The 19,297-nt window shown below is 40.7% G+C and carries 24 protein-coding genes; 23 read left to right on the plus strand and 1 reads right to left on the minus strand.

What is annotated here, in order from left to right:
• Positions 1–135 precede the first annotated feature (135 nt).
• The 11 genes from LIT25_00220 to rsmI all read left to right on the plus strand — a co-directional run bounded on the left by LIT25_00220 (position 136) and on the right by rsmI (position 7,568).
• Positions 136–339 (plus strand): sigma factor G inhibitor Gin, encoded by a 204-nt coding sequence (locus LIT25_00220; protein USK33936.1) that lies wholly within the window; start codon positions 136–138, stop codon positions 337–339.
• 83 nt (positions 340–422) lie between these two features.
• Positions 423–1,847, plus strand: coding sequence for an aminotransferase class I/II-fold pyridoxal phosphate-dependent enzyme (locus LIT25_00225; GenBank protein ID USK33937.1), 1,425 nt, complete (start codon positions 423–425; stop codon positions 1,845–1,847).
• Positions 1,848–1,852: 5 nt separating this feature from the next.
• A complete protein-coding gene (tmk, locus tag LIT25_00230) occupies positions 1,853–2,479 on the plus strand; it encodes a dTMP kinase (protein USK33938.1) in 627 nt (208 codons plus the stop codon).
• 95 nt (positions 2,480–2,574) lie between these two features.
• Entirely contained in the window at positions 2,575–2,904 is a 330-nt protein-coding gene (locus LIT25_00235; protein ID USK33939.1) for a cyclic-di-AMP receptor, read from the plus strand.
• A 13-nt stretch (positions 2,905–2,917) separates the two neighbouring features.
• Entirely contained in the window at positions 2,918–3,358 is a 441-nt protein-coding gene (locus LIT25_00240) for a YaaR family protein (protein ID USK33940.1), read from the plus strand.
• Positions 3,359–3,370: 12 nt separating this feature from the next.
• Positions 3,371–4,366 carry a DNA polymerase III subunit delta' gene (gene holB / locus LIT25_00245; GenBank protein ID USK33941.1) on the plus strand — a complete coding sequence of 332 codons (996 nt, stop codon included), beginning with the start codon at positions 3,371–3,373 and terminating at the stop codon, positions 4,364–4,366.
• 2 nt (positions 4,367–4,368) lie between these two features.
• A complete protein-coding gene (locus LIT25_00250; GenBank protein ID USK33942.1) occupies positions 4,369–5,196 on the plus strand; it encodes a stage 0 sporulation family protein in 828 nt (275 codons plus the stop codon).
• Between the two features lie 13 nt (positions 5,197–5,209).
• Entirely contained in the window at positions 5,210–5,575 is a 366-nt protein-coding gene (gene yabA, locus LIT25_00255; protein ID USK33943.1) for a DNA replication initiation control protein YabA, read from the plus strand.
• 83 nt (positions 5,576–5,658) lie between these two features.
• A complete protein-coding gene (locus LIT25_00260; protein USK36103.1) occupies positions 5,659–6,402 on the plus strand; it encodes a tRNA1(Val) (adenine(37)-N6)-methyltransferase in 744 nt (247 codons plus the stop codon).
• Complete coding sequence (locus tag LIT25_00265; protein USK33944.1) at positions 6,389–6,715, plus strand: GIY-YIG nuclease family protein; 327 nt, start codon at positions 6,389–6,391, stop codon at positions 6,713–6,715. Before LIT25_00260 ends, LIT25_00265 begins: the two co-directional genes overlap by 14 nt.
• Positions 6,693–7,568, plus strand: a complete 876-nt coding sequence (gene rsmI, locus LIT25_00270) for a 16S rRNA (cytidine(1402)-2'-O)-methyltransferase (protein USK33945.1) — start codon at positions 6,693–6,695, stop codon at positions 7,566–7,568. The genes LIT25_00265 and rsmI overlap by 23 nt, the downstream gene beginning before the upstream one ends.
• A 40-nt stretch (positions 7,569–7,608) precedes the next feature.
• Here the strand turns inward: rsmI and LIT25_00275 are convergent, their stop codons facing one another.
• Complete coding sequence (locus tag LIT25_00275; GenBank protein ID USK36104.1) at positions 7,609–7,893, minus strand: AbrB/MazE/SpoVT family DNA-binding domain-containing protein; 285 nt, start codon at positions 7,891–7,893, stop codon at positions 7,609–7,611.
• Positions 7,894–8,413: 520 nt separating this feature from the next.
• Here LIT25_00275 and metG point away from each other — a divergent pair.
• The 12 genes from metG to spoVG all read left to right on the plus strand — a co-directional run bounded on the left by metG (position 8,414) and on the right by spoVG (position 19,275).
• Complete coding sequence (gene metG / locus LIT25_00280; protein ID USK33946.1) at positions 8,414–10,369, plus strand: methionine--tRNA ligase; 1,956 nt, start codon at positions 8,414–8,416, stop codon at positions 10,367–10,369.
• A gap of 91 nt (positions 10,370–10,460) precedes the next feature.
• On the plus strand, positions 10,461–11,231 hold the full coding sequence (locus LIT25_00285; protein ID USK33947.1) for a TatD family hydrolase: 771 nt from the start codon (positions 10,461–10,463) through the stop codon (positions 11,229–11,231).
• 244 nt (positions 11,232–11,475) lie between these two features.
• The gene (locus LIT25_00290; protein USK36105.1) at positions 11,476–12,693 is read left to right on the plus strand and encodes a ubiquitin-like domain-containing protein; all 1,218 of its coding nucleotides are present in this window, start codon (positions 11,476–11,478) and stop codon (positions 12,691–12,693) included.
• Positions 12,694–12,810: 117 nt separating this feature from the next.
• On the plus strand, positions 12,811–13,374 hold the full coding sequence (gene rnmV / locus LIT25_00295) for a ribonuclease M5 (GenBank protein ID USK33948.1): 564 nt from the start codon (positions 12,811–12,813) through the stop codon (positions 13,372–13,374).
• Positions 13,367–14,248 carry a 16S rRNA (adenine(1518)-N(6)/adenine(1519)-N(6))-dimethyltransferase RsmA gene (gene rsmA, locus LIT25_00300; GenBank protein ID USK33949.1) on the plus strand — a complete coding sequence of 294 codons (882 nt, stop codon included), beginning with the start codon at positions 13,367–13,369 and terminating at the stop codon, positions 14,246–14,248. The genes rnmV and rsmA overlap by 8 nt, the downstream gene beginning before the upstream one ends.
• Before the next feature lie 423 nt (positions 14,249–14,671).
• Positions 14,672–15,556 (plus strand): sporulation peptidase YabG, encoded by an 885-nt coding sequence (yabG, locus tag LIT25_00305; protein USK33950.1) that lies wholly within the window; start codon positions 14,672–14,674, stop codon positions 15,554–15,556.
• 262 nt (positions 15,557–15,818) lie between these two features.
• Positions 15,819–16,088: a Veg family protein gene (locus LIT25_00310; GenBank protein USK33951.1), complete on the plus strand. Its 270-nt coding sequence runs from the start codon at positions 15,819–15,821 to the stop codon at positions 16,086–16,088.
• Positions 16,089–16,251: 163 nt separating this feature from the next.
• The gene (locus tag LIT25_00315) at positions 16,252–16,434 is read left to right on the plus strand and encodes an alpha/beta-type small acid-soluble spore protein (protein ID USK33952.1); all 183 of its coding nucleotides are present in this window, start codon (positions 16,252–16,254) and stop codon (positions 16,432–16,434) included.
• A 178-nt stretch (positions 16,435–16,612) separates the two neighbouring features.
• The gene (gene ispE / locus LIT25_00320; GenBank protein USK36106.1) at positions 16,613–17,482 is read left to right on the plus strand and encodes a 4-(cytidine 5'-diphospho)-2-C-methyl-D-erythritol kinase; all 870 of its coding nucleotides are present in this window, start codon (positions 16,613–16,615) and stop codon (positions 17,480–17,482) included.
• A 55-nt stretch (positions 17,483–17,537) separates the two neighbouring features.
• On the plus strand, positions 17,538–18,374 hold the full coding sequence (gene purR, locus LIT25_00325) for a pur operon repressor (GenBank protein ID USK33953.1): 837 nt from the start codon (positions 17,538–17,540) through the stop codon (positions 18,372–18,374).
• A 9-nt stretch (positions 18,375–18,383) separates the two neighbouring features.
• On the plus strand, positions 18,384–18,761 hold the full coding sequence (locus LIT25_00330) for a RidA family protein (GenBank protein USK36107.1): 378 nt from the start codon (positions 18,384–18,386) through the stop codon (positions 18,759–18,761).
• A gap of 223 nt (positions 18,762–18,984) precedes the next feature.
• Positions 18,985–19,275 (plus strand): septation regulator SpoVG, encoded by a 291-nt coding sequence (gene spoVG, locus LIT25_00335; GenBank protein USK33954.1) that lies wholly within the window; start codon positions 18,985–18,987, stop codon positions 19,273–19,275.
• Positions 19,276–19,297: the final 22 nt, after the last annotated feature.

Here is a 19,297-nt window from a genome sequence, read left to right on the forward strand (position 1 = left end):
TTCAGCCCAGATATTTTTTTGTAGACAAACACGATTTATGAACACCATCATACAATTAGAGAGGGTAAGATAATTCGTAATTTTGTATACAACTTTCAAACTGTGGCAAAACTGTTTGTATGGAGGTGGAGAGCATTGAATTCGGAAGATTTAAAGAAACCGGCTGGGGAAACGTGTATTATATGTGATACGGAAAAGGCGAAGGGAATTCATCTCTATACAAGCTTTGTTTGTACAGATTGTGAGATTGATATGATTCAGACAGAAACAGAAGATCCTAAATATAAATTTTTTATTGATAAGCTGCGGAGAGTGAAAACGCCGCCGCTCTATTCTTAAGCTGCCGGGTCAGGCAGCTTTTTCTATTGACCTACTACTGATATAATAACAGTAATACATGATAAAGGACGGTTTTTGTTTAGATGAATACTCCACTGTATTCAGCCCTGAAAAGGCATGCGATGAAGCACCCGGTTTCGTTTCATGTACCCGGGCATAAATATGGACAGATTTTTCCTCAAGAGGCAATAGATGATTTTGAAAAGATTTTAAAGTTAGATGCGACGGAGATTACAGGATTGGATGATCTTCATGATCCAAGCGGCCCGATTGCAGAGGCTCAGGGGCTTGCTGCAGCTCTATATAAGGCAGATAAAACGTATTTTTTAGTAAATGGTACAACCTCAGGAAATATCGCAATGATTATGGCTTGCTGTGAGAGAGATAAGCCGGTTTTAGTTCAGCGGAACAGTCATAAATCCATTATTAATGGAATCAGGCTTGCAGGAGCCTGTCCAGTATTTCTGGCGCCAAAATTTGATGAAGAATTGATGGTTCCTTCTTATGTGCCGCAGGAAACCATTGCTGAAGCTATAAATGAATACCCAGATGCATCAGCTTTAATATTAACGAGTCCGAATTATTATGGCCTGGCGTGTGACCTGCAAGGTGCAGTAAAGCTTGCCCATGAAAAGAATATCCCTGTTTTGGTGGACGAAGCACACGGTGCCCATTTTATACTGGGGGATCCTTACCCGCAATCTGCATTAGAGGCTGGTGCAGATGTTGTTGTTCACTCTGCCCATAAAACATTGCCAGCAATGACAATGGGTTCCTATTTGCATGTGAATGGCAAATTGGCAAATGCAAACCGTATAGGTCACTATCTATCCACTTTACAGAGCAGCAGTCCATCTTATCCAATCATGGCCTCATTGGACTTAGCAAGAGCTTATTTAAAGGGTTTAACATCTGCAGAAGCAGTTAATTCCATCTCTGACGCAATAAACACTTTTGAAAATACAATTATGGAAATAGATGAGCTGTGTATTGTTCGTTCCAAAGACAGGAAGACAAGTACAGATCCTCTTAAACTTACGATTAAATCAAATATTGGAATGACCGGTTTTGAGCTTCAGAGTCACTTAGAGGCTTCTGGCATCTATACGGAGCTTGCAGACCTCCAGAATGTTTTGCTCGTTTTGCCGTTAGCAAGTAAGATAGCGCCTGAATTTGGGTATACCACTATAAAGGGTACTTTCGCTGGAAAAAACGAGCTGAATCCTCTAATCTTCCAAACTGGCACCAGCCCTATCAGTAAGCCCCTATCCTATCATCAGTTAAATGGGTATAGTAGAGAGGTTGTATCTTTTAAGGATGCGGCCGGCTTATTAAGCGGAGATGCTGTTATTCCATATCCGCCGGGAATCCCTCTTTTAATGGAGGGAGAACGAATCACGATGGAACATATCAGCCTAATACAGGTGCTGATACAAGGCGGTGCAAGGTTTCAGGGAAGCAGTGCACTGTCAGAAGAAAAGCTTGCAGTTTATATAAAGAAAAGGTGATTGTAATGAAAGGGATTTTTATCACATTCGAAGGACCTGATGGTGCAGGGAAGACAACCATCCTAAATATGCTGTCAGAGGAATTCAGGGAAAAGGGTATAGAGGCAGTATTCACCCGTGAACCAGGAGGAATCCGGATTGCTGAGCAAATCCGCGAAGTGATTTTAAATAAAGAAAATACAGAAATGGATTCAAGAACAGAGGCTTTGCTGTATGCAGCTGCAAGACGCCAGCATATTGTAGAGAAAGTAATTCCTGCCTTAAATGAGGGGAAATTGATTATCTGTGACCGGTTTATTGATAGTTCCTTAGCCTATCAGGGGTATGCGAGAGAAATTGGTGTAGATGATGTTTATTCTATTAATATGTTTGCGATTGACGGTGTCATGCCTGAGGTTACTTTATACTTTGATATAGAGCCAGAGCGCGGTCTGATGAGAATCAGCGGCAATGACGGCAGAGAAGTGAACAGACTGGATCTTGAGAAGATGGACTTTCATTTAAAGGTTCAGCAGGGCTATAAACATTTAATTGATAAATTCCCTGAACGGATAAAAGTTATTAATGCCGATCAGTCTCTTGCTGACGTCTATCATGATGTGAAGGAAGTTTTAATTCCTTATTTAAAGTAAACGCTGATATAATAAGTAACAACAATGTTACAATTACCATAAATGAAACAATGCTTTATCGGGATTAAGCTGTTAAACTATAAGGAGGCATACCTATGAAAATGATTATTGCGGTTGTACAGGATCAGGACAGCAATAAGCTTTCAAGCGCATTGGTTGAACATAATTTCAGAGCAACGAAACTTGCATCGACTGGCGGGTTTTTGAAGTCGGGCAATACAACCTTCATGATTGGTACGGAAGACGCGCGTGTTGAGAAAGCATTAGCCGTTATTAAAGAGAACTGCCAATCAAGAGAACAGCTTGTAGCTCCAGTGTCTCCCATGGGCGGAAATGCGGATTCGTATGTACCTTATCCTGTTGAAGTTGAAGTTGGCGGAGCGACAGTCTTTGTGCTTCCGATCGAACAATTCCACCATTTTTAAGGTGCGGGCATAAATGAAGATCAATCAAGAGCTTCGTACTGGATTAGATAAGAGAAACGCCAATCAGAAAACAACAGCAGCCGGATCCAAACCATTTTCAGAAATAGTGCTGAAACAAGAATCCAAGCTGCAGCTGCAGCAATTAAATACATTGATGGCAAACGTTGAAGAGGCTGGCCGGCGTGTTGCGAAATCCCGGAATATACGGGATCTCTCAAGATATAAATCGCTTGTCAGACGATTCATACAGGAAGCTGTGGACTATGGGCTGAAAGTAAAGCAGTCCGGGAGCTGGGACTATAGCGGAAACACCCGGTCACTGGTCACCGTAGAACAACTGGATCAGCATCTAATTGAACTGACGGAAAATCTGCTCAATGAAGATCAGTCATCCATCGACATACTGGCAAAAATAGGTGAAATTAAAGGCCTTTTAATTAACCTCTATACGTAAAGAGTGATAGATATGACGATGAGTACTTGGAATGAGCTGGCCGATTATCAGCCTAAAGTACTGAAACTGCTGGGCAACAGTCTCGAAAAAAACCGGCTTGCTCATGCATACCTTTTTGAAGGAAAAAAAGGTACAGGAAAAAAAGAAATCAGCCTGCTTCTCGCCAGAAGTTTCTTTTGTGAAAATACCGAAGATTTCAGACCTTGTGAGTCATGCAGAAACTGCAAACGCATCCATTCCGGCAATCATCCGGATGTCCATTTAGTTGAACCGGACGGATTATCGATAAAAAAGTGGCAGATTCAAGATCTTCAGGGAGAATTCACAAAAACCGGCGTTGAATCAAGCAAAAAACTGTACATTATTTCACATGCTGACAAAATGACGGCCAATGCTGCCAACAGTCTGCTGAAATTTTTAGAAGAACCAAATGCCAATACGATGGCTATTTTGATGACTGAACAAGTGCATCAAATTTTAAATACAATCCTATCAAGGTGCCAAACGCTTACCTTTATGCCGCTGCCAACTTCAGCTATTGAGAAAGAGCTGTTAAAGCAGGAGATATCTTCTAATTTTGCGAAGCTTGCAGCAAGAATGACCAATAATGTTGAAAAAGCACTCGAATTAAGTCGAGATGATTGGTTTGCACAGGCAAGACTTGTAGTGATAAAATTGTATGAAGTGATATCAAAGCGAAACGGACAGGCATTTGTCCAAGTTCAAACGCAATGGATGCCATTTTTCGCAGAAAAAGAACAGCAAGACATGGGTTATGACTTGCTATTATACTTATATAAAGACATTCTTTCCATCCAAATTGGCAATACGGATCATGTTATCTATCAAGATCTGCTTCCACAGTTAGAACAGCACGCCATTCAAGTATCCAAACAAAAGATCCTTGAAAAAATCACTTCTATTTTAGAAGCAAAAAAAAGACTCCAGATGAATGTGAGTCCACAATTACTGATGGAGCAATTGGTTTTATCTTTGCAGGAGGGATAAGATTGTACGATGTAGTGGGTGTCCGCTTTAAAAAAGCGGGTAAAATATATTATTTCGACCCTAATGGGCTTCAAATAGAAAACGCCGATTTTGTTATTGTCGAAACGGTAAGAGGCGTAGAGTTCGGCAAAGTAGTAATTCATAAGAAACAAGTTGGCGAGAATGATATTGTTTTGCCGCTTAAAAAGGTTCTTCGTGTGGCTGATGAGAAAGACCGCCTGATCGTAGACGAAAATCATCATGCTGCAAAGGAAGCCTACGAGGTTTGTCAGCAAAAAGTGAACGAGCACAGGCTTGATATGAAACTTGTTGATGTTGAATATACATTTGACAGAAACAAGGTTATTTTTTACTTCACTGCTGACGGACGAGTTGATTTCAGAGAATTGGTTAAGGATCTCGCTGCCATCTTCAAGACTCGAATTGAGTTAAGACAAATAGGGGTCAGAGATGAGGCGAAAATGCTTGGCGGTATCGGACCCTGCGGAAGAATGCTGTGCTGCTCCACTTTCTTAGGGGATTTCGAACCGGTTTCCATTAAGATGGCCAAGGATCAGAATCTTTCGTTGAATCCAACAAAAATCTCAGGGTTATGCGGCAGATTAATGTGCTGCTTAAAATATGAGAATGATGAGTACGAATCTGCAAAAGAACAGCTTCCGGATATTGGAGAATCGATCGGCACTCCAATCGGCATCGGAAAAGTAGTCGGGTTAAATATATTGGAACGGGTATTGCAGGTTGAACTTTCAGAAAAAGACCGCGTGGTTGAATTTACTTGGGAAGAATTAATGAAAGAAGGCGCAGTTCCAATGAAATCCACAGATTAATGAGGTGGAACAAGTGGATAAAAAAGAGATCTTTGAATCTGTAAGCAGTATGGAGGAACAAATCGGCTCTCTGTATCGACAGCTTGGAGAGCTGAAGCATCATTTAGGCGAGCTGCTTGAGGAAAATCATCATTTGCAGCTTGAAAATGATAACCTTCGCAGGCGGCTAAACTCGACTGCTGCGACAGAAAAAAAGAAGCAAAATAAACAGCATACAGATAAACAAGCACCGGATTCAAAGATTGTGGACATTGGAGAGGGATACGACAATCTGGCCCGTCTTTATCAGGAAGGCTTCCATATTTGCAATGTTCATTATGGAAGTGTCCGCAAAGATGGAGACTGCTTGTTTTGTCTTTCCTTTCTTAATAAGAAATAAACTGGCTTTCCTGCTTATGGGAAAGCTTTTTTTATGGAAGAGGAACACTTTGTCAATACTAACAAAAAAGAAAGGATTTTATGATGGTTGATTTAATAGGAGATGAACGTCTCGATTATTTATTGGCAGAAGATTTAAGGATTATTCAAAGTCCGTCAGTTTTTGCCTTTTCTTTAGATGCTGTCCTTCTTTCGAAATTCGCATATATGCCGATACAAAAGGGACGGGTCATTGATTTATGCTCGGGAAATGCAGTTGTGCCCCTGCTTCTATCTACAAGATCCAAAGCAATGATTACAGGAGTTGAAATTCAGGAGAGATTATTTCAAATGGCAGAAAAAAGTGTGGTCTACAATGAGCTTCAGAATCAGATTACCATGATTCATGGAGACTTAAAGGATATGCCGGCAGCACTCGGTCACGGGAAATTCGATGTGGTTACGTGCAATCCTCCTTATTTTAAAACTCCTAAGAAAGACGAAATGAATCAAAATGAACACCTTGCCATTGCCCGTCATGAAATCCTCTGCACACTTGAGGATGTTATTATGGCCAGCAGCAAGCTTTCAAGAATGGGCGGCAAAATAGCGCTTGTTCATCGTCCGGGAAGATTAATTGAAATTGTAGAGCTAATGAAGAAATATAAAATTGAACCTAAGCGGATTCAGCTTGTTTACCCAAAACAGGGAAAGGAAGCGAATACTCTTTTAATAGAAGGAATTAAAGGCGGACAGCCTGATTTAAAGATTCTGCCTCCGCTGTTTGTATATGACGAAAACAATGAATACACAACAGAAGTAAAAGAGATTTTATATGGAGACAAATAGCAATCACTTCTTTTATGTGCTCGAATGCAGGGATGGGAGCTACTATGCAGGCTACACAAATGACCTTGAAGCACGCATTCAAAAACATAATGCCGGAAAAGGCGCTAAATACACCCGTGCAAGAAAACCAGTATCTTTACTATATAACAAGCAGTTTGAAACAAAAAGCGATGCTCTGAAAGCAGAATATTATTTCAAAAAGCTGTCGAGGAAAAAGAAGGACGAATTTTTGAATATGCCTGATAACGAGAAGGTATGGGGATTTTCGCAGGGAGAGGATGAAGATACAAATGCAGGAACAAAAAAGCTTTAACCAAGATACAGAGTGGGGATCCCTTTACCTGGTCCCAACTCCTATAGGGAATTTAGAAGATATGACGTTTCGCGCAATCAATATTTTAAAAGAGGTTGATGTAATTGCAGCTGAGGATACACGGGAGTCGAAAAAGCTGTGCAATTACTTTGAAATCGATACTCATCTGATTAGTTACCACGAGCACAATAAGGAATCAAGCGGCCATAAAATTCTTGAGCTGATGAAGCAGGGAAAAAACATTGCGTTAGTAAGTGATGCCGGGATGCCGATTATTTCAGATCCAGGCAGTCAGCTTGTAAATGAAATTTTGGCTGAGAATGGAAAGGTTATACCTCTCCCGGGTGCAAATGCAGCCCTGACGGCTTTAGTTGCATCAGGAATTACCCCTCAGCCATTCTTCTTTTTCGGATTTTTGGAAAGACAGAAAAAAGAGAAGAAAAAGCAGCTGGAAGAATTATCGAAGCGCACGGAAACGATGATTTTTTATGAATCTCCCCACCGGTTAAAGGAAACCCTGGCCGTGATGAGTGAAATATTGGGCAACCGCAGAATATGCTTATCAAGAGAGCTGACCAAACGCTTCGAGGAATTTATCAGGGGAACAATAAGCGACGCTTTAATGTGGTCGGAGGAGAATCAGATTCGCGGTGAGTTTTGTTTAATCGTTGAAGGAAGAGATGAAAACGACGTGATCGCGGAAGAAGAGTGGTGGAACTCCCTTACTCTTGAAGAACATGTCAGTCAATATGTCCGTGAAGGCCATCCTTCAAAAGAAGCCATTAAGCAGGTAGCAAAAGAACGCGGCATACCGAAGCGGGATGTTTATCAGTCTTATCATGTAAATGAATAAAATAAAAAGACCTGACAGCGAGTGTCAGGTCTTTTTTAAATTATTTTACTAAATTGCTTTGAATTTCTTTAAGAATTTGCTCTGCACCTTCGCGGCTAAGAACTAATTTTCCGTTGCCTAGAGTGAAGTTATCATCAGATACTTCTCCAGTTACAGCACAAGTCATGTTTGGCTTATATTTTTTAAGGATAATTCTTTCGTCATCCACGTAGATTTCTAATGCATCTTTTTCTGCAATTCCTAAAGTGCGTCGTAATTCGATTGGAATAACCACACGGCCGAGCTCATCAACTTTACGTACGATTCCTGTAGATTTCATGTTTATGTTCTCCTCCCAATAATAGGTTCTCTATATGTTTTTTTCTTAAACTTCGTCATTATTCGACAAAATCTTCATCCTCATAAGCATAACAGTGTTTCCAATAAACGTCAATCCTCAAGTATCCAATAGTTTGTAAAAAAAAATGAATTTTCCTTGAACCCTTATGCACTAAGCATAATATGAATATATACCCTTAATAAAAGGAAAATAAACTCATAAAAGGAATTTTTTAATTATACACCGAATAGTATTAATTCGAAATATTGTTTATTTTATTATAACGATTGTTCGACAATAATCAACAAAAATATTTCATTAGGAAACATTTGGCATACAAGAGGCATTCATATTATTCCTGTCATCCTTTGTTTTTTTGTCCATAGAAGGTATATTTTCTTGATATTAAAGGCTAAGATGGTATCATAAAGAGTATAAATAACAATGATTAGTCGCTCTCGTCCATTGGGGCGGGGGCTTTTCTTCTCTAACCCAGAGACAGTCTTCATTACCAGGAGGGAAACGGATGGAAGGTCACAAAAAGTCATTTTATATTACAACACCTATTTACTATCCAAGCGGAAAACTACATATTGGACATGCCTATACAACGGTTGCGGGTGATGCTATGGCCCGTTATAAACGCATGCGCGGTTTTGATGTTATGTATTTAACAGGCACAGATGAACATGGGCAGAAAATTCAGCGCAAGGCAGAAGAAATCGGAGTAACGCCTCAAAAATATGTTGATGACATTGTCAGCGGCATTAAAGATCTTTGGAGAAAACTTGATATCTCGTATGATGATTTTATTCGTACAACAGAAGACCGTCATAAAGAAATTGTTGAAAAGGTATTTGCGAAGCTGCTTGAGCAAGGTGATATTTATCTGGATCAATACGAAGGATGGTATTGTACACCTTGTGAATCATTCTTTACAGAAAGGCAGCTTGAAAACGGAAACTGTCCGGATTGCGGGCGTCCTGTTGAAAAAGTAAAAGAAGAATCCTACTTCTTCAAGATGAGCAAGTATGCAGATCGTCTTCTGCAGTATTACTCAGAGAATCCGGAATTTATTCAGCCGGAATCACGCAAAAACGAAATGATTAACAACTTCATTAAACCAGGTCTTGAGGACTTGGCAGTATCTCGGACGACTTTTGATTGGGGAGTGAAAGTTCCGGGAGATCCAAAGCATGTCATATATGTATGGATTGATGCGCTGTCCAATTATACTACAGCACTTGGATATGGCTCGGAGAACGATGAAAAGTACAAAAAATTCTGGCCTGCAGATGTTCATCTAGTAGGAAAAGAAATTGTTCGTTTCCATACAATCTATTGGCCGATTATGCTGATGGCACTTGATTTGCCGCTGCCGAAAAAAGTGTTTGCACATGGCTGGCTATTGATGAAGGACGGAAAAATGTCCAAATCAAAAGGAAATGTTGTAGATCCGGTTACGTTAATTGACCGCTACGGCCTTGATGCTCTTCGATATTATCTATTAAGAGAGGTACCGTTCGGTTCAGACGGCGTCTTTACTCCAGAAGGATTTATCGAAAGACTGAACTTTGATCTTGCAAATGACCTTGGAAACCTGCTGAATCGTACAATTGCCATGATTCAAAAATATTTCGACGGCGAAATCCCTGCGTACATCGGACCTAAGACAGACTTTGACGGGGAATTAACAGCTTTCAGCAAAGATACCCTTGTAAAATACGAAGAAGCGATGGAGAAAATGGAGTTTTCCATTGCATTGAATGCACTATGGCAATTCATCAGCAGAACGAATAAATACATTGATGAAACGCAGCCTTGGAATCTTGCAAAGGATGAGGAAAACCGTGAAAAGCTTGGTTCAGTTATGTATCATCTTGCTGAGTCCCTTCGTATTTCAGGGATCCTGCTGAAGCCATTCCTTACGAAAACACCTGACAAGATATTTGAACAGCTTGGTATCCAGGAGCCCGCGCTAAAAGAGTGGTCCAGCTTATCAGAATTTGGTCAGCTGCCTCAAGTCAAAGTCTCTAAAGGGGTTCCGATTTTCCCTCGTTTAGAAGTGGAGGAAGAGGTTCAGTATATTAAAGAGCAAATGCAGGGAACGGCTCCTGCTGCTGAGGAAGAAAAGAAAGAGCAAAAAGCGGATGCATCAGGCGAAATTACGTTTGATGAATTTATGAAAGTTGAAATGCGTGTTGCAGAAGTCATTCATGCAGAACCGGTGAAAAAAGCGGATCGTTTATTAAAACTGCAGCTTGATCTAGGTTCTGAAAAAAGACAGGTTGTATCAGGAATTGCGAAGAGCTATCAGCCTGAACAGCTTGTCGGAAAGAAAGTCATTTGCATCACGAATCTTAAACCTGTAAAACTGCGCGGAGAACTTTCACAAGGCATGATCCTGGCTGGCGAAGAAGAAGGCAATTTGTCGCTTGCTACTGTCGATTCCAGTCTTCCGAACGGTACGATTATTAAATAAAAAAAGAGAAGAAAGAGGTGTTTCACGTGTAACAATCGGGAATGACGCCTCTTTTTTCCTTTGTTTAAACCCTATGAAAGGATGTCGAAACATGTTATTTGATACACATGCTCATTTAAATGCGATTCAATACAAGGATGACTTAGAAGAAGTGATTGAAAGAGCACTTGAAGAAGGGGTAACCCATACAGTTGTAGTCGGCTTTGATACGGAGACCATTACACGTGCAATCGAGCTTGCGGAGAAGTATGATTTTATTTATGCAGCTGTTGGCTGGCATCCAGTAGATGCAATTGATATGAAAGATGAAGACCTCAAGTGGATAAAAGAACTGGCATCACACCCTAAAGTTGTAGCAATTGGTGAGATGGGGCTTGATTATTATTGGGATAAATCTCCGAAGGAAATTCAAAAGGAAGTATTCCGCAAGCAAATCGCCCTTGCAAAAGAAGTGCAGCTTCCGATAATTATTCATAATCGCGATGCAACTTCGGATGTTGTTGAAATTCTTCATGAAGAAAATGCGAGTGAAGTAGGCGGCATTATGCATTGTTTTACAGGAAGCCTTGAAGTGGCGAAACAATGTATGGATATGAATTTTTATATTTCATTTGGCGGGCCGGTTACATTTAAAAATGCTAAAAAACCGAAGGAAGTTGCTGCGCAGATTCCGATGGATCGTCTTTTGATTGAAACAGATTGCCCATATTTAACACCTCATCCGTTTAGAGGAAAACGAAATGAACCGAGCTATGTGAAATATGTAGCAGAGCAAATTGCTGAACTTAGAGAAATGGAATATGCGGAATTTGTTAGACAAACTTCCGACAATGCAAAAAGATTATTCGGCATTTCTCGCTAAAGGAATTTGTAGAATTTTGATAGGGCTTGTCCGAAAGTACAGGTTTTAAAGAGGTTCTACATGTTTCCTTTTTCTCATAGGATATATTTGTCGACAAGAATTGCTTCACTTTTTGATAGTTTTTTAGCATAATAGTGATTATGATTAGAAAAATTTGATAGAAGTGGGTGGGGGTTGACAGCAAGATCGATACTCTATATAATCCTCGGAGGAGAAGGAGGCGTTTTTCATAGTGATAAATAATATGAAAAAGCTGTTATCCGCAAAACTAAGCTTTAACAAGATTGTCCTCGCAATTGTCAGTTTAGTAGTTTTGGGATCGGGTACTGCATTCGCGACATTTGAAGCGTCGAAGAACACGGTTACTGTTTCGCTGAACGGCAAAGACGAGAAGCTCAGGACACACGCACGTACAGTAGATGAATTACTTCAAGATTTAAACATAAATAAAAAACAAGAAGATGAGGTATCCCCATCAGGAGATACTAAGATCAAAAACAATCTAAAAGTTGTTTATGAGGCTTCGAAACCTGTACAGCTAACGGTGGACGATGAGAAAAGGACAATAAGGACAACAGCAAAAACCGTAGAAGAATTTTTGAAAGAACAAAAAATAGCAGTTTCAGAGCACGATAAGATGAATGCTTCGCTACAAACGAAAATTTCTGATAATCTTACGCTCAATATTGAGAAAGCCATACTGATCACACTAACAGTTGAAAATAAAAAACAACAAGTATGGTCAACTTCGACTACTGTCGCTGACTTTTTGAAAGACCAAAAGGTACAGGTAAATGAACTTGATAAGGTTGAACCCCAAATTCATGAAACATTGAGTGCAAATGACGCCGTAATAGTCACACGTGTAGAAAAAGTCACCGATGTAGTGGAAGAACCAGTTGCATTTTCAGTTGTAACAAAAAATGATAGCAGCATTCCAAAAGGAAAACAGGAAGTTATTAAGCCTGGTACAGAAGGTACTGTTGCGAAACATTTTGAGGTTATGCTTGAAAATGGAAAAGAAGTGTCAAGAAAGCTGATCAAAGAAGAAACGAAAAGTGAAAGCCAGGATCGGGTTGTTGCAATAGGCACAAAAGCTGCACCTAAGCCTGTGAGTACGGCAAGTGCTTCAAGCAAGCCTGAAACCGTGTCGCGTTCAAACGATTCTGTTGCGAAAGAGTTTTATGTTACTTCAACTGCTTATACAGCTTATTGTAATGGGTGTTCCGGCAAGACTGCCACAGGTGTCGATTTAAGAGCAAATCCGAATGCCAAAGTAATCGCGGTAGATCCAAGTGTCATTCCTTTAGGGTCTAAAGTATATGTAGAAGGCTACGGATATGCCATTGCCTCAGATACAGGCGGCGCAATCAAAGGGAAAAAAATTGATGTTTTCTTCTCTGATAAGGGAGCAGCCTATCGATGGGGAAGAAAGCAAGTTAAAATTAAAGTGTTAAATTGATTCTCTGACAGAGGGTTTAGATCCCTCTGTTTTTTTGCGTTATAATGGGGTACAATTACGATTCAATAATATAGACGTTTGACCGCTCAGGAAAGTTTCATCTTTTTGGAGGAAAACATGAAAATTAAAGAAATTATTGTTGTTGAAGGAAGAGATGATACAACTGCCATTAAGCGCGCAGTTGATGCTGATACAATTGAAACGAACGGATCTGCAATTGGCGATTCGGTCATTGAACAGATCCGCCTTGCCCAGAAGACGAGGGGTGTCATTATTTTTACAGATCCTGACTTCCCCGGAGAAAAAATACGCAAAACGGTTGCAGAGCAGGTTCCCGGCTGCAAGCATGCTTTTATTACAAAACCTGAAGCGAGACCTAAAAATGGAAAAGGCATCGGGGTTGAGCATGCTTCCATAGAAGCGATCCGAAACGCACTTAAAGAGATCAAAGAAGAGATGATGGATACAGACCCGATTATTGATAAAGATGATTTGATGACGGCGGGTTTAATAGGCGGTCCAAAAGCGAAGGAGCGGCGTGAAAAACTCGGGGTGCTTTTGAAAATAGGCTATACAAACGGCAAGCAGCTTGAAAAAAGACTGCATATGTTTCAAATTACAAAACAAACTTTTGCACAAGCTATAGAGGAGATTGTTCGGGAGGAGCAGCAAAATGATTAAAGATATCGCAACACCGGTTCGCACGAAAGCTATTTTAGAAAAGTACGGTTTTTCATTTAAGAAAAGTCTTGGACAAAACTTTTTAATTGACCCGAACGTGCTGAACCGTATTGTAGACCATGCAGATGTAACAGATGAAACAGGTGTTATTGAAATCGGTCCGGGGATCGGAGCTTTGACAGAACAGCTTGCCAAACGGGCAAAAAAGGTTGTTGCATTTGAAATTGATCAGCGCCTCATCCCGATCTTAAAAGACACCTTATCACCTTATGACAATGTAACAGTCATTCATCAGGATATCCTTTTGGCGAATGTAAAAGAGGTTATGGAAGAACAATTCAGGGACTGCCGCGAAGTGATGGTCGTCGCTAACCTCCCTTATTATGTAACAACTCCAATTATTATGAAACTGCTTGAAGATCATTTGCCTTTGAAAGGGATCGTCGTCATGCTTCAAAAAGAAGTAGCAGATCGAATCGCGGCTTCTCCTTCTTCAAAAGATTATGGTTCGCTTTCCATTGCTGTTCAATACTATACAGACGCCAAGACGGTCATGACGGTGCCTAGAACCGTTTTTATGCCCCAGCCTAATGTTGACTCTGCTATTATCCGTCTGCTTCTGCGTGAAGAAGCCAGAGTGGTTATAAAAGATGAAGACTTTTTCTTTAAAATTGTTCGTGCGAGCTTTGCTCAGCGAAGAAAAACACTCCTTAACAATCTGACTCATTCTCTTCCAGACGGAAAAGAAAAGAAATCTGCTATTGAACAAGCTTTAGAAAAAGCTTGCATCGACGGAAAGAGAAGAGGAGAAACTCTTTCGATTGAGGAATTTGCAGTGCTGAGTGATTTGTTAGTTGAGGATTTTAATGGATAAAGTTCATTTATGAAAAATTGCCCGCAGCGGAGACAGCTGCGGGCTTTTTATGATGGGCATTTTTGATGTAAAGGGTTGTCGGGGCTGAAAGGGTTTTAATATGCTTAACAACATCTGGCGGGCGGTTCCGCTTTTCTATTGTCCAGCTCCACCGCCCAACTCCTCGGCCAGAACAGATCCGCCAAAAAAGTCAAACCCGGACTTTTCCGGTGAATCCTTATCTGTCTGTCGGAGCTAAACGGGCGGTTCCGCTTTTCTGGCGGGTCACACTTTTCAATCAGCATCATAGGCTAGAAAAGGATTGTTCTTAGCTTAGGGGTCTATACAAATTAGACATAGAATGGGCATCACCTTGGGGCCTAACCAGTCCGCGGTGCTCTTTGAAGATCAGTTCCAGGGAATCGGTCATTTGGAGTGAAGAACATGCAAGTAAAAATTGGAGATATCGTAGCCCGAAAATCATATCAGTATGATGTCCTGTTTCGGGTGATAGACTTGAAACAAGGAGAAGATGGAAAGTGGGCTGCCATTTTATACGGAGAAGAAGTACGTCTGGTCGCTGATGCCTTATGTGATGACTTGGCGATTATTGGAGACCGGGAACGCAATGAAAGGAAAGTGCATGAAAAAGAAATGCTTGAGCAGTCTCTGTACTTATTAAAGCAGGATTACCGCTTGCTGCAGGAAAAGCGTGAGTATGGGGCAACGGCGAGCTACAGCCACAATGAGGAGTTTTTTCATTTGCCTGGGAAAGTGCTTCACTTAGATGGTGATCCGCTATATCTGCAAAAGTGTCTGACTTTCTATGAGCGTGTCGGTGTCCCGGTATTTGGCGTACATGTGAAAGAAACAGAGATGCAGGATGTTGTAACGGAGCTTATTGAAGAGTACCGGCCTAATATCCTTGTCATAACGGGTCATGATTCATACTCAAAGCATAAAGGTTCGATTAATGATCTCAATGCCTACCGTCACTCGAAGCATTTCGCTCAGACTGTGCGCAATGCAAGAAAAGCCGTCCCTAATCTAGATCAGCTGGTTATCTTTGCGGGGGCCTGTCAGTCTCACTTTGAATCTTTAATCGGGGCAGGAGCCAATTTTGCGAGCTCGCCCGCGCGAGTTAATATTCATGCACTGGATCCTGTGTATATAGTCGCTAAAATAAGCTTTACTCCATTTATGGAGAGAATTAATGTCTGGGATGTCCTGCGCAATACGCTTACAAGAGAGAAAGGCCTTGGCGGGATTGAAACAAAAGGTGTCCTCCGTACAGGCATGCCTTATCACAGACATGAGGACAATTCTTAGGGTCGCTTTCCACTTTGAGAGAGCGGTCTTTTCTTTCGATAGTGAATGTACGCCCGAAAACAAGCATCTCTTATTGGACAAATGAAAACATTTCCTTTCTTTACATAAAAATTAAGAATTAGGTAAAGCCTAATTTGTAGATATAACGTGAATTTTGTTGAAAATATTTTGTTGACAACGAACTTTTATCACTGTTATAATTTAAATTTTATTTGACTTAAAATAGGCTATCGTGTATACTGAAATTAGTGAGGTGGATGCAATGGCAAAAACTTTAGTCGATATCAAAAATTCCCTGGATTCAAATCTTGGAAAGCGGCTTACGCTTAAAGCAAATGGCGGCCGCAGAAAAACGATTGAGCGTTCAGGTGTTCTTACAGAAACATACCCAGCTGTTTTCGTTGTACAACTAGATCAAGATGAAAATGCATTTGAACGTGTATCATACAGTTATGCAGATGTATTAACTGAAACAGTGCAATTAACATTTTTTGAAGATACTTCAGGTTCAGTGGCAGTTGCTGGGCAGTAGACACATGTTTGCTGCTTTTTTTTGATTAAAAATCATTAACGATTCTATATTTATTTTGGATAACACTAACACAAAGCGGCACATACTAATAGTGCCGCTTTTTTTTATGCGGTTAAATCCAGCAGGATTTAGAATCAGACGTAAATTAAAGGGGTGTTCTGTGATGGGAAGACGTCAGGGAATCATGTCCGATGAATTTAAATACGAACTGGCTAAAGACTTGGGGTTTTATGATACGGTAAAAAATGAAGGCTGGGGTGCAATCAGATCGCGCGATGCCGGCAACATGGTGAAGAGGGCGATTGAGCTTGCAGAACAGCACCTTTCAAGTCAGAATAAATCATAAAGCATAAAAACAGACGGCAGAAGCCGGGGCGATAAGCCCCGGCTTTTTATCACAATAAAAACAGGCTCATTATTTCAAATGTTCCATCAATAAGCGGAAATGTCGAAAACTGCGTTATATTCATTCTATTTGTGGTACAATGTGGATAATTTCAGTTCGTTAAAAGTAGGTGAAAATGTTGCGTATTTTGGAGAAAGCACCAGCTAAAATCAATCTATCGCTCGATGTCCTTCATAAGAGAACAGATGGTTTTCATGAAGTGAAAATGATCATGACGACCATCGACCTGGCTGATCGCGTCGAGCTTGTGGAGCTTGCGTCTGATGAGATCAAAATCATTTCTCATAATCGATTTGTGCCGGATGACCAGCGGAATTTAGCTTATCAGGCTGCTTTATTATTAAAAAAGCAGTACGGTGTAAAAAAAGGGGTCTCAATATCCATCACAAAGGTGATTCCTGTGGCTGCCGGCCTGGCAGGGGGCAGCAGTGATGCAGCTGCTACTCTTAGAGGTTTGAACAGGTTATGGAAGCTTGGACTTAGCTTAGATGAGCTAGCAGAGCTTGGAGCCGAGATAGGCTCAGATGTTTCATTCTGTGTCTACGGCGGAACTGCACTGGCTACGGGCCGGGGCGAAAAGATTCAGCATATCGATACTCCGCCTCATTGCTGGGTCGTACTGGCAAAGCCGACGATTGGCGTATCTACTGCTGATGTGTACCGCAATTTGAATTTGAGCGCTGTTGCTCATCCTGATGTAGAAGGGATGATTGAAGGAATTAAGACTCAGGATTTTGATCAGATTTGCAGCCTTTTGGGAAATGTCCTGGAAGATGTTACCTTGAAAATGTATCCAGAGGTAGCTAATATTAAAGATCAAATGAAGCGGTTTGGTGCTGATGCTGTCCTGATGAGCGGCAGCGGGCCTACTGTGTTTGGCCTTGTCCGCTATGAATCGAGGCTTCATCGTGTGTATAACGGATTAAGAGGTTTTTGCGATCAGGTATTTGCTGTAAGATTGCTTGGGGAACGGAATAACCTTGATTAAATCCGTATATTAAGTTATATTATCTTTAAAATATTCGGATTTTGGAGGTTATTCCATGAAATTTCGTCGCAGTGGAAGGCTTGTTGATATGACTTATTACTTGCTACAACATCCACATGCACTTGTTCCTTTAACTTTTTTCTCTGATCAATATCAATCGGCCAAGTCTTCAATCAGTGAAGATTTGACGATCATAAAGCAAACCTTTGAACAGCGGGGCATCGGTTCACTCTTAACCGTGCCGGGCGCTGCCGGCGGAGTTAAATTTATTCCTAAAATCGGGGTAAATGAAGCAAAAGAAATTATTTCTGAGCTTTGCAGTCTAATGGCTAAACCGGAACGCCTGCTGCCCGGGGGATATTTATATTTAACAGATATACTCGGAAACCCGACTATGGTGAATCAGATTGGACGTTTATTTGCATCTGTTTTCGCTGACCGCAAAATTGATATTGTCATGACGGTAGCTACAAAAGGGATTCCTGTCGCTTACGCAGTAGCAAATCAGCTTGACGTACCAGTTGTCATTGTAAGAAGAGACAGCAAGGTAACAGAAGGACCGACTGTCAGCATCAATTATGTTTCAGGGTCATCAAAGAGAATTCAGACAATGGTTTTATCAAAAAGAAGTCTTAAAGTGGGCTCGAATGTCCTGATTATTGACGACTTTATGAAAGCCGGCGGAACAATAAATGGAATGGTCAGCATGCTTGAAGAGTTTAATGCAAATCTCGCCGGAATTGGCGTGCTGGTTGAATCAGAAGGTGTAGAAGAACGCCTTGTGGATGAATACATATCTGTTGTGAAATTAACGGATGTTGATGTAAAAGAGAAACAAATCGATGTCATGGACGGAAACTTCTTCCGCTTCTTAAACCAAGTAACTTTATAGGGAGAGATTATTATGAGAAAAGTTGATACAAAAAAAGCTCCGGCGGCCATTGGTCCTTATTGTCAGGGAATTGTCATTGACCGATTATTCTTCAGTTCTGGTCAAATTCCGCTTACTCCTGAAGGTGAAATGGTGAATAGCTCAATTGAAGAGCAGACACATCAGGTTTTTTCGAATTTAAAAGCTGTGCTTGAAGAAGCGGGAGCCTCTTTACAGACTGTTGTAAAAGCAACTGTATTTTTAAAAGATATGAATACCTTCGCTGCATTCAACGAAGTGTATACCGAATACTTCAGCGAACATAAACCTGCCCGTTCATGTGTTGAAGTAGCAAGATTGCCTAAAGATGCGCTGGTAGAAATTGAAGTTATTGCTTCTGTTAACTGATCATTTATAAGATGGAGCTTTTGCAAGATGAATCGTTTATGATTAGCTGTATATTAAAAAAGCAGCTTGATTCCATTAATAAATGGCACAATCACAAGCGTCCAGATAAAATGAGCACAATCACCTGATTTTTCGAAAAATTTTTCCATTCTTGCAGGAAAAAGAAAAATTCCGTTGAATAACTTAACTAAAGTTTTTCATACAGGAAAAGGTGGTGAACAGAATGGAAGTAACTGACGTAAGATTACGCCGCGTAAACACCGAAGGCCGCATGAGAGCGATTGCATCAATTACGTTGGATCATGAGTTTGTTGTTCATGATATTCGTGTGATTGATGGAAACAATGGACTTTTTGTGGCAATGCCAAGCAAACGCACTCCAGACGGAGAGTTCCGTGATATAGCACATCCAATTAATTCTGGAACTCGCGGAAAAATTCAAGAGGCAGTGTTAGCCGAGTATCATCGTTTAGGTGAACTTGAAGTTGAATTTGAGGAAGCAGGCGCTTCTTGATTATATGAAGCACTTTAAAAGT

The sequence above is a fragment of the Bacillus sp. F19 genome (assembly GCA_023823795.1).
Classification (GTDB): domain Bacteria; phylum Bacillota; class Bacilli; order Bacillales; family Bacillaceae; genus Bacillus_P.